9 protein-coding genes are annotated in these 13,772 nt (G+C 46.7%); 5 read left to right on the top strand and 4 right to left on the bottom strand.

All coding sequences use genetic code 11. The features are described from left to right. Positions 1-146 precede the first annotated feature (146 nt). Positions 147-662, top strand: a complete 516-nt coding sequence (gene idi, locus FEF09_RS16750) for an isopentenyl-diphosphate Delta-isomerase (protein WP_012792335.1) — start codon at positions 147-149, stop codon at positions 660-662. Positions 663-699: 37 nt separating this feature from the next. After that, positions 700-1,665 carry a (-)-gamma-cadinene synthase gene (locus tag FEF09_RS16745; protein WP_146306187.1) on the top strand — a complete coding sequence of 322 codons (966 nt, stop codon included), beginning with the start codon at positions 700-702 and terminating at the stop codon, positions 1,663-1,665. Between the two features lie 390 nt (positions 1,666-2,055). Here FEF09_RS16745 and FEF09_RS16740 read toward each other — a convergent pair whose 3' ends face one another. After that, on the bottom strand, positions 2,056-3,096 hold the full coding sequence (locus FEF09_RS16740) for a hypothetical protein (RefSeq protein WP_146306186.1): 1,041 nt from the start codon (positions 3,094-3,096) through the stop codon (positions 2,056-2,058). Between the two features lie 137 nt (positions 3,097-3,233). On the opposite strand from FEF09_RS16740, the gene FEF09_RS16735 reads away from it, so the two are divergent. Further along, entirely contained in the window at positions 3,234-4,883 is a 1,650-nt protein-coding gene (locus FEF09_RS16735; RefSeq protein WP_146306185.1) for a sodium/sugar symporter, read from the top strand. A 176-nt stretch (positions 4,884-5,059) separates the two neighbouring features. Here FEF09_RS16735 and FEF09_RS16730 read toward each other — a convergent pair whose 3' ends face one another. Beyond that, complete coding sequence (locus tag FEF09_RS16730; protein WP_146306184.1) at positions 5,060-6,580, bottom strand: S8 family peptidase; 1,521 nt, start codon at positions 6,578-6,580, stop codon at positions 5,060-5,062. 291 nt (positions 6,581-6,871) lie between these two features. Between FEF09_RS16730 and FEF09_RS16725 the strand changes: the two genes are divergently transcribed. Beyond that, complete coding sequence (locus FEF09_RS16725; RefSeq protein ID WP_146306183.1) at positions 6,872-7,756, top strand: inositol oxygenase family protein; 885 nt, start codon at positions 6,872-6,874, stop codon at positions 7,754-7,756. A gap of 81 nt (positions 7,757-7,837) precedes the next feature. Here the strand turns inward: FEF09_RS16725 and FEF09_RS16720 are convergent, their stop codons facing one another. Together FEF09_RS16720 and FEF09_RS16715 are read right to left on the bottom strand one after the other, a co-directional pair. Beyond that, complete coding sequence (locus FEF09_RS16720; protein ID WP_146306182.1) at positions 7,838-10,768, bottom strand: FAD-binding and (Fe-S)-binding domain-containing protein; 2,931 nt, start codon at positions 10,766-10,768, stop codon at positions 7,838-7,840. A 334-nt stretch (positions 10,769-11,102) separates the two neighbouring features. Beyond that, positions 11,103-12,014 carry a DUF72 domain-containing protein gene (locus tag FEF09_RS16715; protein WP_146306181.1) on the bottom strand — a complete coding sequence of 304 codons (912 nt, stop codon included), beginning with the start codon at positions 12,012-12,014 and terminating at the stop codon, positions 11,103-11,105. 309 nt (positions 12,015-12,323) lie between these two features. Here FEF09_RS16715 and FEF09_RS16710 point away from each other — a divergent pair, with 309 nt between their 5' ends. Further along, a complete protein-coding gene (locus FEF09_RS16710; protein WP_146306180.1) occupies positions 12,324-13,745 on the top strand; it encodes a glycogen synthase in 1,422 nt (473 codons plus the stop codon). Positions 13,746-13,772: the final 27 nt, after the last annotated feature.

Raw genomic sequence — 13,772 nt, 5'->3', positions numbered from 1 at the left:
ACCAGAATTTTTAAACGTTACATTAAAAGACACCTGTTATGATGACTAATCACTCTCCTCCGGGCGACGGTTCGTTGCTGCTATAAGGGTGCTTATACCTGCCGGAATTCGTTTACATAAATTATGAACCATATATTTGTCATTGTATGAAAGCACAGGTAATATTGGTGAATGAACGCGACGAGGAGACAGGATTGATGGAAAAAATGGAAGCACACGAGAAAGGCTTACTCCACAGGGCTTTTTCCGTGTTTATTATGAATGATCAGGGCGAAATGCTGCTACAGCAGCGGGCGCTCGATAAATATCATTCCGGCGGCTTATGGACGAATGCCTGCTGTAGTCACCCATTACCGGGTGAAACAGTGGAAGCAGCCACCCATCGCCGTCTTTCGGAAGAAATGGGATTTGACTGTCCCTTGCGTGAACTATTCCAGTTTACTTACCGCACAGAATTCGACAATGGTCTGATTGAGCATGAGTACGACCATGTATGGGTGGGTGTCTATAACGGAGCAATCAACCCGGACCCAGGGGAGGTGCATGCGTTTCATTATTTACCGGTAGAAGAAATTGACCGGCAGCTAACAGCAAACCCTCAGCAGTTCACCAGCTGGTTCAGGCTGGCCTTTTCCAGAGTTATAGACAAACTAAGGGAATAATCCCCCTTTAACCCAAACCCTCTTAACCCACTTTACTATGCCAACGATCACCTTGCCTCGGATAATTTATCCGTTCCCCTCTCTTATTAACCAATTTGTAACAGCAGCACATGAGCAAAACCGTCAATGGGTAGCCGATTTCGGATTTATCACTACTCCTGAAGCCATGGCCCGTTTTGACAGATCCCGTTTTGCCTGGCTGGCCGCAAGAGCATTTCCACATGCCGGTTTTCATGAACTGTGCACCATCGCCAACTTCAACACCTGGCTGTTTATGCTGGATGATCAGTGCGATGAAGCACAACTGGGAAAGAAATCCGTATACCTGGAACATGTTACGGACGGCTTCATGAACATACTGAAACATAATACACCTGTTGATACCGTGCTGGGTAGAAGTTTCACAGACATCTGGGAACGTATGCAGGCCCTCGGCGATACCGCATGGCAGGCCCGTTTCATCAGAAGTATGGAGGAATATTTTACTTCCTGCCACTGGGAAGCCGGCAACAGAGCGGCGGATATCGTCCCAACCGTCGCAGAATACGTTACCATGCGTCCTTACACCGGTGCATTGTTCGCCGATGTGGAAGCCATCGAAATCATAGAAAAAGTGTATCTGCCTGCACACATCCTGCAACACTTCATCGTACAACGGCTGGTACTCGCCTGCAATAACATCGTATGCTGGGCCAACGACATCTTCTCCTGCGCCAAAGAAGCCAGACAAGGAGATGTACATAATCTGGTGCTGGTGTTAAAACATGAACGCAATATCACCCTGCAGGAAGCCGTCAACGAAACCGCCAGAATGCACAATGAAGAAGTGAAACTGTTTACCGCCCTCGAAAAACTGTTGCCGTCCTTTGGCGCAGAAACTGATAAAGAACTCGAGCGGTTTATGGCTGTGCTCCGCTCCTGGATTACCGCCAACTACGACTGGAGCTTTCACGATACCGGCAGGTATCAGGTGAAAGAAGTAGAAGTGGTGATCAATTCTTAATCAGGCATTGGAAATTAAGGGTTGGAATGCAGCGATGCGCAGGGAAAGTCATGACCGGCTATCAACGATCATGATTAACAGGATATACGGAAAATAAGCAATAATCAGCACAGCAAACAATGACTGGATCCGTCACAATACTATCGGATATCCGGGGTTGAATAATGCAGACAAACAGAAATGGAATACTGTAAAGATCAGGATGAACGATGATTGGACTCTTGTAAATACCAGATATCGGGTTGGGAGATTGCTGATCATGATCCATCAGCCGTGATCGTAAAGAATACAGTACTGTATCAGCCATCCCTGCGGTTGCAGACCTATCAAAAATAGTAAGGGCGTCCACCATCAGAGGACGCCCTTACTCATTATACTTCACAGCTTTTTTTAATTCTTCACGGACTTTCCCTTCAATCTCTTCTCCAGCAATTTCCCCAGCCACCAGAATGACAAGGCCAGTACGGTAAAAAACACTCCCTTATGCGTGCGGTCCCACAGATACTCAAAATATCTCGTATACAGGTTCAGCAACAGAAATAAAACTGCCATATCCCTGACCATCGTATCATGACTTTTGATACCCCAGATGAGTACCAGCACACATAAAACGGTAAATGCCGCCACCCACCAGAGCAGACTGACCTGCCTCACCTGCTGCCACTCATCCCAGGAGGCGCTGTTGCCAAAAATAGAGATCATCCAGCCGGATAAAAGTAACAACAACCAACTACCTACCCACGTGATGTGTTTTACCTGTTTGTATAAACGATTATTGCGGAAGAGCCAGTGAATGCCCACCATAATGCCCGCCAGCAATATCATACGGCAGGGAAGGTTCATCCCCAGAAAGAATGCCTTTCCGCCTGATATATAATAGGTGAGCTTGACGTAAGCAGGTATCAGACATAACAGCGTGGCCGTCCACATCAGCCGGGAAGACAACAACAGCCCCAATATCCCGTAGGCAGCTGTAGCCAGTAGCCAGAAAACACCGTAATTGCTATTCAGGTATTGAAGCGTTTTGCCAAGATACACTACGCTGACGCCGACACTCAAAATAGGGAGCAACCAGAATAGTTCCCGGTTCAGAGAGTAGTCCGGATTTCTTTGCTGCCGGCGATAACCATTGAAACAAAGAAATACCGTCAGTGCAGCAAAAAGGGTAGCAATAATACCATCTGTCAGCGAGAATTTCAGTCGTAATACCTCGATCCATTTTTCGTCCAGTACCAAAGAACCGAACGCCATCAGCGCACAGGAAATGGCCGCAATGAAGATATACAGGGTTACCACCTGCCAGTCACCCTCACGTATACGCCAGGTTTCTTTCAGAAGGGTGGCCTGTTCAGGGCTAATAAGGTTTTCGGATTCCCATTGCCGTACCGCCTTCTGCAGGAGGTGGGCTTCCTTTTTATCGACTTCTAACATACAGGGTAAATATAACGTAAAAACAATGTGGACTATTGAAATAATGTTTTATTAAGTATCTTGACCCGCTTTTTCAATTATCAAACTTAGTGCTAAGGTCTGAAAACAGCTTGTGAACGGGCCTTTAAATCCCTGATATGAATCAATCAGCTGATACACACCACTTAGGTAGTCTGGATTACCTCGTGTTTTTTATCTATTTTATTATTGTTGCCGGCTTCGGCTACTATATTTTCCAGCGTAAGAGGTCCAAAACGGCAAGTACGAAGGACTTCTTCCTCGCAGAAGGCTCCCTGACATGGTGGGCAATCGGGGCTTCCCTGATTGCGTCCAATATCTCGGCAGAACACTTTATCGGACAGTCCGGTTCCGGTTTTGCCCTTGGTCTGGCTATCTCTTCCTATGAGTGGATCGCCGCCGCTACCCTGATCATCGTGGCCATCTTCTTCATCCCGATCTATCTGAAAAATAAGATCTACACCATGCCCCAGTTCCTGCGGGAACGGTACAATGAGACAGTGAGTACAATTATGGCCATTTTCTGGCTGGTCGTATATGTACTCGTTAACCTGACCTCTATCGTGTATCTGGGCGCGCTGGCGATTACAGCTATTTCGGGTATACCGTTCTTCTGGTGTATCATCGGATTGGCCATCTTTGCCCTGCTGGTGACTCTGGGAGGGATGAAGGTGATCGGTTATACTGATGTGATTCAGGTATTCGTACTGATCGTGGGTGGTCTGGCAACTACTTATCTTGCCCTGCAAATGGTATCTAACCATTTTGGTTATGGCGATAATATCCTCAAAGGACTGGCTATCGTGCATGAGAAGGCAGATACGCATTTCCATATGATCTTCTCTCCTGATCATAAGTATTATAAAGACCTGCCGGGTCTGTCTGTAATCATTGGGGGTATGTGGATCAACAACCTCAACTATTGGGGTTGTAACCAGTATATCATCCAGCGTGCCCTCGGTGCAGATCTGAAAACAGCTCGTAATGGTATCCTGTTTGCCGCTTTCCTGAAACTGCTGATCCCACTGATCGCGGTGATTCCGGGTATTACGGCATACGTACTGTTCAATGAAGGTGTGTTTAACGACGAACTCAGAAACGCTGCCGGCGTTGTAAAGCCCGACCTCGCATATCCAACCCTGATGAATCTCTTGCCGGTTGGTCTGAAAGGATTGGCCTTTGCCGCACTGACAGCAGCGATAGTGGCATCTCTGGCGGGTAAATTAAATAGTATCTCTACTATCTTCTCTCTGGATATTTACCACCGCTACTTCAACAAGAAGGCGAGTGAAAAACATCTCGTGAGAGTAGGGCGTGTGGCGGTGATCGTGTCTATGGTGATCGCTTGTATCGTAGCACCGGCACTGACAACACTGGATCAGGCGTACCAATTTATTCAGGATTGCGTGGGTTATATCTCTCCGGGTATTCTGGCCATATTCCTGCTGGGTTTCTTCTGGAGACGTACCACCTCATTGGCAGCATTACTGGCAGCAATACTGACTATCCCATTGTCAGCTATTCTGAACTTCCTGCCATCATGGACCAACGGCGCCTTCCCGGAATATCCGTTCCTCGACCGTATGTCCATCGTGTTCGGATTCCTCGTGGCACTGATGATCATCGTTACACTACTGGATAAGCGTAGTAAAGATCAGAAACGTATTATCGTGATTGATCCGTCATTGTTCCGCACTACTCCGGTGTTTATTGCGGGCAGCGTGATCATTACGGCCATACTGGTTGTACTGTACACCGTGTTCTGGTAAGCATAATATTGACCGTATAAAAAGGAAGCGGGTCACTGCCATTGGCAGTGACCCGCTTCCTTTTTATACGCACTTTTCCGGGGTAATATCGCCGGAATTACGATATTGCTAACTGCTTGTTATGTAGTGGTTTATGCGGATGTGAGGTGGACTTGATGTGGACTTGATCCGGAGGTCTATTTCACCAGATTCACCGCCTTGCCGGCATTGATCTGGCCATAGCCAAAATAAGGATCTTTACCGGATGTACCATAATCATCCGCCGATTTACGGAGTACTGCATCTACCAGTACGGCATTCATCCATGGATGGTTTTCGTATAATAATGCGATGCTACCGGCAGCATGTGCCGCCGCCAGTGCAGAACCTACCGCCCACGATGGATAATAACCGCCTTCATCCGGAACCCAGAAGCCGATATTATACACCCAGTTAAAGAGATATTCCCAGTTGCCAAAACCAGCTACTTCTCCGACCAGCAAAGCGTCAAAAGGTTCAGCACTGTTGCCGCCGGGCGCTCCGAAGCGGATATACGACCTGCCATAATTCATATAGGTCGCAGGTTTGTATAACGTGGTATCCTGATTGATGCCCCAGCCTACCGGACCATTGGATCCGATACACAAAACACCCAATGCGGCCGCAGGATATACGGCAAAGTTCTTCTCCACGTCAAAATTATACTTATTATCTCCCGAAGGGGCCACCAGCGTTGCGCCCAGCAGATTCGCATACACCGTCGCCCGGTTCAATGCTATGACCAGATCTTTGATATCGCGGGTATATTCTACTTCGTAATCATCATTGGGATAGTTGGGGGTACCATTGTTATCGACGTAGGTCTTGCGGGGAAGTTTACCAGCAACGTTCATTTCAATCACCTTTGCGCCATGATTCACCGCATAAAAGATCCCATCAATCAGACGGCTCCACGGCGCCTCATGTGTAAAATCAGAGATTACTTTCACCAGTATCAGTTGCGCACCGGGTGCAATACCTACCACGCCGCGTCCATCATGTGAAGCGGCAATAATTCCCGCGGCACAGGTACCCTGACTAAAGTATTCCCTTTGTCCGATGGGTTCGAAAGCTTCCACCGGTTCATCAGGAATAAAGGATTGTGTGTTGATGATCTTGCCGATAATTTCCGGATCACGTGTTTTGAAACCAGCGTCCAGTATCGCCACTTTTACACCGTTCCCCTTAAAACCTTTTGCCCATGCTGCGGGTGCTTTAATGGACTGCATATCCCATTGTAAAACGCCGTAAGGGTCGCCGGAGTAAACAGGAACGGCTCTGGCGGAAGGCTGCGTGTTGTCAAAGACAGGCTGCTTACTGGCGCGGACCGCCTTGACAGGGACTTCCCAATTAGTTGATACGTCGATTACGACAGCCTGTACACCGGCAATCTGTCTGGCTTTTTCAGGAAAACCGGGATCCGGCGTCTGTACCTGCATGAGCCCCAGCTCCGGTATAGTTTTTTTCAGATGGTACTTTGCGGCATGCAGTCCTGCCAGACTTTCCACAATAGGATCCAGCTTTTTTCCTTCTTCGGCAATGACAATAAATGTCCTGTCCTGTTGCGGGACAGCAGACTGATCTTCCCGGACGATTTCTTTTTCATCTTTCCGGCAGGAACTGATAAACAGCAGGGGCAGCAGGAGGGGAAGCCACAGCAATAGTTGCATTTTCTTCATGATGATGACAATTAGAGGAATCAGGAGTTAAGAGTCGGTTTATCGTGATTAAAGACAGCGTTTATGGAGGTCAGATTTATATCAGTATATAAAAGAAAGGTAAAATCGCAGGCGGACGAATACCTATAATAAGTATAAATTACAGCATTGGCAGGCAAGATAAGTATAGATACTGCGACGAGTTATCCATATTTCGTTGACCGATAAAAATGGAATTTGTGGAAATCGATTGAAATTTGTAAATTAGAATAGCAGACGATCTTTATTTCTCCATTTCAATTTCCACGAATTATGAGCGCAAACACCTTTTCCAACGAAGAATTAAAACCTTTGCAAAGTATAGAGCAATGGGAAGACGATGTACTACTGCGCTATCCTGAGCCAGCAGTTCCGGAAACGGAAAAATCCAAAGAAGAATATAGAAACTACGAGAATCCCGGCCGGGATACCGTAAGGGAATTCTATCGCCTGAACCATCATTATCAGACGTATGACTTCGTTCAGCAAAAGAAAAAGGAGTTCCTGAGCTTTAGCCGTAAGGAAACACCTGTGTGGGGTGCAATGGAGTTTTTAAATACTCTGGTGGATGACTCGGATCCGGATATTGAACTGGACCAGTTGCAGCACCTTTTACAGACCGCAGAAGCGATCAGGGCGGATGGTCATCCGGACTGGTTTGTGCTGACAGGCTTTATCCATGATATGGGAAAAGTGCTTTGTCTGTTTGGGGAACCGCAATGGGCTGTAGTAGGGGATACCTTCCCTGTGGGCTGTCAGTTCTCCGATAAAATTGTTTATCCTGAATTCTTTGCTGACAATCCGGATGCAAAGGACGAAAGATATAATACCAAATATGGTATATACAGTCCGAATTGCGGACTCAATCAGGTAGATCTTTCATGGGGACATGATGAATATCTGTACCAGATGATGAAAGACTATCTGCCAGAACCGGCGCTTTACATGATCCGCTATCACTCTTTCTATGCACAACATAGAGAAGAGGCGTATGATCACCTGATGAATGATCATGATCGCGAGATGTTTGAATGGGTAAGGAAATTCAATCCTTATGATCTCTATTCAAAAAGCCCGAAACCACCAGTAATCAGCGAATTAAAGCCATACTATGAAAGTCTGATAGCAAAATACCTTCCTGATACAATCAGGCTGTAATTGCTTTTGGCTGTGTTTAAAAATTAAAAGGCTATCCGCCGTATGGTGGATAGCCTTTTTTTATTGTTGTATTGCATTAGTCTAAACCAGTGCCTCGTAGAGGATTTCTACCGGATGCTGTGATTTGCGGCCGGTACCATCTTTTACCTGATGCCTGCAGCTTGTACCCGGCGCCGCGATAATGGTTTCATCTGCTGCATTTCTTACAGCGGGGAACAGTACCATTTCGCCGATCTCCATAGACAGCTCGTAGTGCTCTTTCTCATATCCGAAAGAGCCCGCCATACCACAACATCCTGAAGGGATGATTTCAACGGTATAGTTAGCCGGCAGTGACAGGATATTTTTACTATGCAGCGGTGTTGACAAAGCTTTCTGCTGACAATGACCATGCAGTTTGATCTGTCTTTTCTCCGTCGTGAAGAGCGTAGCCGGAACATTACCAGCAGCAGCCTCACGGCTCAGGAATTCATCGATCAGCAATACATTTGGTGCCAGTTGCTTCGCCTTTGCTCTCAGTTCTTCTCTTACCAGATCCGGATATTCATCCCGGAAACTCAGAATAGCAGAAGGTTCCACTCCTAATAAAGGCACCTGATCATTGATCACATCACTGAAGATCCGTACGTTCTCTTCTGCAAAGTTACGCGCTTTACGCAGCAGGCCCTTAGACATCCACGCACGCGCACTTTCAGGGTGTTCGATCATCTTCACATCATATCCGAGACGGTGTAACAGTTTTACGGCTTTGATACCGATATGCGTATCGTTAAAGTTGGTGAACTCATCGCAGAACAGATACACCTGTTTCTTTGTGGCAGGCGTCGTGCTTTTCTCTTTTGGCCATTGCTTTTTGAACCAGCTTCTCAGAGTGGTGGATTGCAGTTCCGGTAAAGAGCGTTTAAGCGCAAAACCGGAAGTCTTTTTGATCAGGTTACTGGTCAGTGGTGTATTCACCATCCAGTTATAGATACCCGGTGCGATCGTTGCAAGACCATTCAGACGGGTAAAATTACTGATCAGTTTTGCCCTGAAAGGAACGCCGTTGGCATCATGGTAATGCTGCAGGAATTCCATTTTCAGTTTTGCCATATCTACGTTGGATGGACATTCTGACTTACAGCCCTTGCAAGCCAGACAGAGATCCAGTACTTCATAAATTTCTTTATGGTCGAAACGGTTCTCTTTATTGGAATTGGTCAGGAACTCACGCAGGATGTTTGCCCTTGCACGGGTGGTATCCTTTTCATTGCGGGTTGCCATGTAGCTCGGGCACATGGTTCCACCGCTTTTTTCTGTTTTACGGCAGTCCCCCGAACCATTACATTGCTCCGCATGCTGGAGGATCGTCTGGTCAGGGAAATGGAAGATCGTTTTCAGCTCCGGTGCTTTTTGTCCGGGAGTATAACGCAGCATACTGTTCATGCTTGGCGTATCTACGATCTTATTCGGGTTGAAGATATTCTCCGGATCCCAGGTATATTTCAGGTCGCGCAGCAGGGTGTAGTTCTTGTCGCCGATCATCTGGCGGATGAATTCTCCGCGCAGACGGCCATCGCCGTGCTCACCACTCAGGGAACCGTTATATTTCTTTACGAGTGTTGCAATCTCTTCGGCGATCTTTCTGAAGAGCAGATTACCTTCTTCCGTTTTCAGGTTGATGATAGGACGTAGGTGGATCTCACCGCTACCAGCATGTGCATAGTGTACGGCATGGAGATCATATTGCTTAAGAATATCGTTGAAGTCGCGGATGTAAGCCGGCAGATCGTCAATATCGATCGCTGTATCTTCAATAACAGGTACTGCCTTTTCATCGCCGGGGAGGTTACTGAGCAAACCAAGACCTGCTTTACGCAGTGTCCAGATCTTTTTAGTATCCTCTCCGAACAACAGGGGGAAATGGTAACCCAGTCCGGCAGCCTGCAGTTCAGCAATCAGCTGATTGGATATTTCGGTGATCCCCTCACGTGTATCACGGCAGAATTCTACCACGAGGATAGCGCCGGGATCTCCCTGTACAAAGAAGCGGTTTTTGCTTTGTTCAATATTATCCTTGGTACATTCCAGAATGAAGTGGTCAATGAGTTCACTGGCGCTGGGCTTATACTTCATTGCGATAATATTGGCGCGCAGCGATTCATCAACGTTATTGAAGTGAATACATACCAGCCCGGTCTCTTTGGGTGGCAGTGGAGATACATTCAGTTTAATCTCTGTCAGGAAAGCAAGGGTACCTTCAGAACCTGCAATCAGTTTACAGAAGTTGAAGTCATCCTTACCAGCAGTGAAGGGGGCTGTTTCCAGCAGCAGATCGATGGCGTAACCGGTATTACGACGGGTGATACTTGGTTTTGGAAATTCACGGCGGATCTCTTCCTGATTGCTATGATTACCCAGCAGAGTACGTACCTGCCGATAAACAGTTGTCTCCAGACTGTTATCATTTCTTTCGCAACGGGCATGAAACTCGTCAGCGGAAATAGTATTGAAGACAACGTCGGAGCCATCACTAAGAATCGCTTTTACTTCCAGCAGGTGTTCACGGGTACTGCCGTACACAACAGAGTTGGATCCGCAGGAGTTATTACCGACCATACCACCGATCATGGCACGGTTGGCAGTGGAGGTTTCTGGTCCGAAGTAGAAGCCATAAGGTTTCAGGAACATATTCAATTCGTCCCTGATCACACCTGGCTGTACTCTTACCCAGTGCTCTTCAGTATTGATTTCCAGTATTTTCGTGAAAGTTCTCGAAACATCTACTATAATCCCGTTACCAACTACCTGTCCGGCGAGAGAAGTGCCGGCGGTGCGTGGGATAAGTGAGGTTTTATTGGCGCGCGCAAAGGCGATCAATGTCTTGATGTCCTGTTCATTTGCCGGGATGGCTACTGCCAGTGGCATTTCCCTGTAAGCAGATGCATCGGTCGCGTACAGCGTACGCATAGTATCATCATCGTATAGAGTACCCGTCAGGTCACGGGCCAAACCCCTGAGCTTATCTCGCATAATTATTTAAACTTCCCTTTTCAGACAGTAAAAGTAACATTTAGATAACCTAAATACAAGCAGGGGCCGGGAAATTAGAAATTGACGAAAGAGGATGGTAATTAAGAATTAAAAATTAAGCATTAACAATTAGGCGGAAGAGCGTCGTCGTCACAGCAAGGTCTTTTTATCAACCGGACACTGTAGCGGCAATTGTTGCCTGCATCGCACTATTTACTAATATGGTTAATATGTGGAGCGCAATCTGGCATCGGGAAGCGTACATGTATGTGAGCGCCGCGGGCATGTATATCAGCTCCCAATGCTTAACGCAGTAAGGTTAATGGCTGATCGTTTAACTGAACAGTCCCTTTGGCTGTTCGACAAAGACAGGCTTTTGCAATTCGATATCACAGACTTCTTTGAATTTGTCCACCATATAAACAGTCAGTTCGGGAGAGTACTTTTCATCGTGCATATGCATGAAGAAATACAATTCCTGCAGGCCGCGTTGTAACCATTCATGAATACGGCTGACCCAGTCATCTATGCGGACGTAGTCGGTAGGATGGAGACTATTGCCTACATAACGGATAAAAGCCTTACGGATGGGCATGTACATATGTGCGCAATCCCTCCGCCCGGCGGTATCTGTAATGACAGCCCCTACGTTGAGCTGCTTTAAAGTGCTGAACAGTTCTTCCCGGATCTTATCATCACTGAACCATTCCGGGTGACGAACCTCAAGAAAGAATTGCAGGTCCGTCGGCAGGCTCTCCAGATATTTAAAGAGATTATCTTTCCGTTTGGGGGAGTATTTATCACTTACCTGAAGGAAGATAGGACCGAGGTGCTCGCCGAAAGCCAGTACGCCTTCAAGGAAGGAAGTTGTCTGCGGACCAGCATCCACGAGGTTGCTGAAGTGGCTGATGGACTGCGGGACTTTCGGACAGAACTTAAAATGTTTGCCTGTAGCCCTTGCATCCCATTTTGCAATGGCCTCGGGGCCATAGATCTTATAATGGGTGGCATTCAGCTCTATACTGTTATAGTGATGGACGTACTCGTCAAGGAAGTTGGCTTCTTTCGTGCCTTTCGGATAGATCTTGCCAATCCATTCCTTACGGCCCCATTTGGCGCAACCAAGATAGATCTTAGGCTTCTTAAGGGCTTTACCTTTGAGGACCGTTTTATTAAACGTCGGTTCAGCAGGCAGTTTGAAATCTATTTCGTCCAGCAGCGCCGGATCAACACGACCAAAATCCATGTGAATTGAAGCTTTCTCCGAAGGTAATGTATTATGCAGTTATATTGCGTTTTCCGCGTTCCGGGGTTTCCCTGCCCCAGTTGGGGGTATTATGGGACAAGGAGGTGAAAACCTAACAGTAACGGGCAAATAAAAAAAGGAATAGGATTATTTGTTGATATATAAGGGGATTGGTTTAAATTACGCTGGACTTAGGGACGAGAATGAGTAGCTTGTTATATGATTGGTGCCTCAAATAAAGTTTGGACAATCCTTTGTAATATGCTTTTTCCAAGGTAATTTAAAAGAAACAGTTTTTAATTCTTTAGCATGGAGATTTTACACGTTAGCGCGGAATGTTACCCTATAGCAAAAGTAGGAGGTCTGGCAGATGTGGTAGGGGCATTGCCCAAGTACCAGTTCCAGGCGGGGCATATAGCCAAGGTAGTGATGCCCGCTTACAATACCCGTTTTTTTCATTCACAGGAATTTGAACTGGTACACCAGGGAGGATGCTGGTTAGGACATAGCTGGCATCATTTCAACGTATGGAGAGAGGTTACAAACCTGCTGGGTTTTGATCTTTATCTGGTTGATATTCCAGGTCTGCTGGATACGGAGAGAGTATACGGTTACTACAATGATACAGACCGTTTCCTCACCTTCCAGATTGCAGTACTGGACTGGTTAAATGAATGGCAGGATCATCCTGATGTGGTACATGTACATGATCATCACACCGCACTCATTCCATTCATGATGACGCATTCATATAAGTACGAGCGTCTGAGAAATATAGCTACCGTTTTAACGATTCATAACGCACAATACCAGGGTCAGTTTGGCTGGGACAGGCTGTATCAGTTACCCGGTTTTGATCTCTGGAAAGCAGGTCTGCTGGGCTGGGAAGGCGCCATTAATCCATTGGCAGCCGGTATCAAATGTGCGTGGAGATTTACGACTGTATCGCCGAGTTACCTCGAAGAAATGTATACCGGAGCCGCCGGACTGGAAGCCCTGATGAATTATGAGAAAGGCAAGGCGATCGGTATATTGAATGGCATAGATACAAAGGTATGGGACCCTGCAACGGATCCGATGTTACCTGTCAACTACGATCAAAAGACGTTTGTAAACGCAAAACGTGAAATAAAGCAACAACTTTGTGAGCGATATAACCTCGATCCTTCACTCCCGTTGATATCTTTCATCGGCCGCCTCGTGGGGGAGAAAGGAGCGGATCTGCTGCCTGAAATCATTGGCAGGTCTATCTTTGAACAAAAACAGCAGCTGAATTTTCTATTGCTGGGAAGTGGCGATCCACATGTGGAATGGTCATTGCAACAAACCAGATTACTGACGGCAGCAAACTTTAATGTGCAATTTGGATATGATGAGGCGCTGTCACACAGAATTTATGCAGGTAGTGATTTTCTGCTGATGCCAAGCCGGGTAGAGCCTTGCGGATTGAACCAGATGTACGCTTTACGCTATGGTACCATACCAATTGTACGTAGTGTGGGTGGCTTAAAAGATACAGTTACAGACTTCGGTGACCCCGGTGGTTTTGGCATCAATTTTATCCATGCAGCAGCATGGGATGCCTGTAACGCGGTCGGCCGTGCTGTTGAACTATATAGTGACACTGCAAAATTGCAGGATATCATCAAAACCATCATGCAGCTTGATCATTCATGGGACAGTGCAGCTGCTGAATATCTGCAATTATACAGCTCAATCGTAGTCCGCTGACTGTAACCCGAAAACTGAAACAAAGAA

This window comes from Chitinophaga pinensis, assembly GCF_007896845.1.
In the GTDB taxonomy this organism is placed as follows: domain Bacteria; phylum Bacteroidota; class Bacteroidia; order Chitinophagales; family Chitinophagaceae; genus Chitinophaga; species Chitinophaga pinensis_C.
Note: the sequence above shows the minus strand (reverse complement) of the source record. Positions and strands in the feature narration are given on the sequence as shown.

Excerpts from the sequence above, each read along its gene's own strand:
- idi (WP_012792335.1), top strand. The coding sequence starts at position 147 with ATGAAAGCACAGGTAATATTGGTGAATGAACGCGACGAGGAGACAGGA.
- FEF09_RS16745 (WP_146306187.1), top strand. The coding sequence starts at position 700 with ATGCCAACGATCACCTTGCCTCGGATAATTTATCCGTTCCCCTCTCTT.
- FEF09_RS16740 (WP_146306186.1), bottom strand. The coding sequence starts at position 3,096 with ATGTTAGAAGTCGATAAAAAGGAAGCCCACCTCCTGCAGAAGGCGGTA.
- FEF09_RS16735 (WP_146306185.1), top strand. The coding sequence starts at position 3,234 with ATGAATCAATCAGCTGATACACACCACTTAGGTAGTCTGGATTACCTC.
- FEF09_RS16730 (WP_146306184.1), bottom strand. The coding sequence starts at position 6,580 with ATGAAGAAAATGCAACTATTGCTGTGGCTTCCCCTCCTGCTGCCCCTG.
- FEF09_RS16725 (WP_146306183.1), top strand. The coding sequence starts at position 6,872 with ATGAGCGCAAACACCTTTTCCAACGAAGAATTAAAACCTTTGCAAAGT.
- FEF09_RS16720 (WP_146306182.1), bottom strand. The coding sequence starts at position 10,768 with ATGCGAGATAAGCTCAGGGGTTTGGCCCGTGACCTGACGGGTACTCTA.
- FEF09_RS16715 (WP_146306181.1), bottom strand. The coding sequence starts at position 12,014 with ATGGATTTTGGTCGTGTTGATCCGGCGCTGCTGGACGAAATAGATTTC.
- FEF09_RS16710 (WP_146306180.1), top strand. The coding sequence starts at position 12,324 with ATGGAGATTTTACACGTTAGCGCGGAATGTTACCCTATAGCAAAAGTA.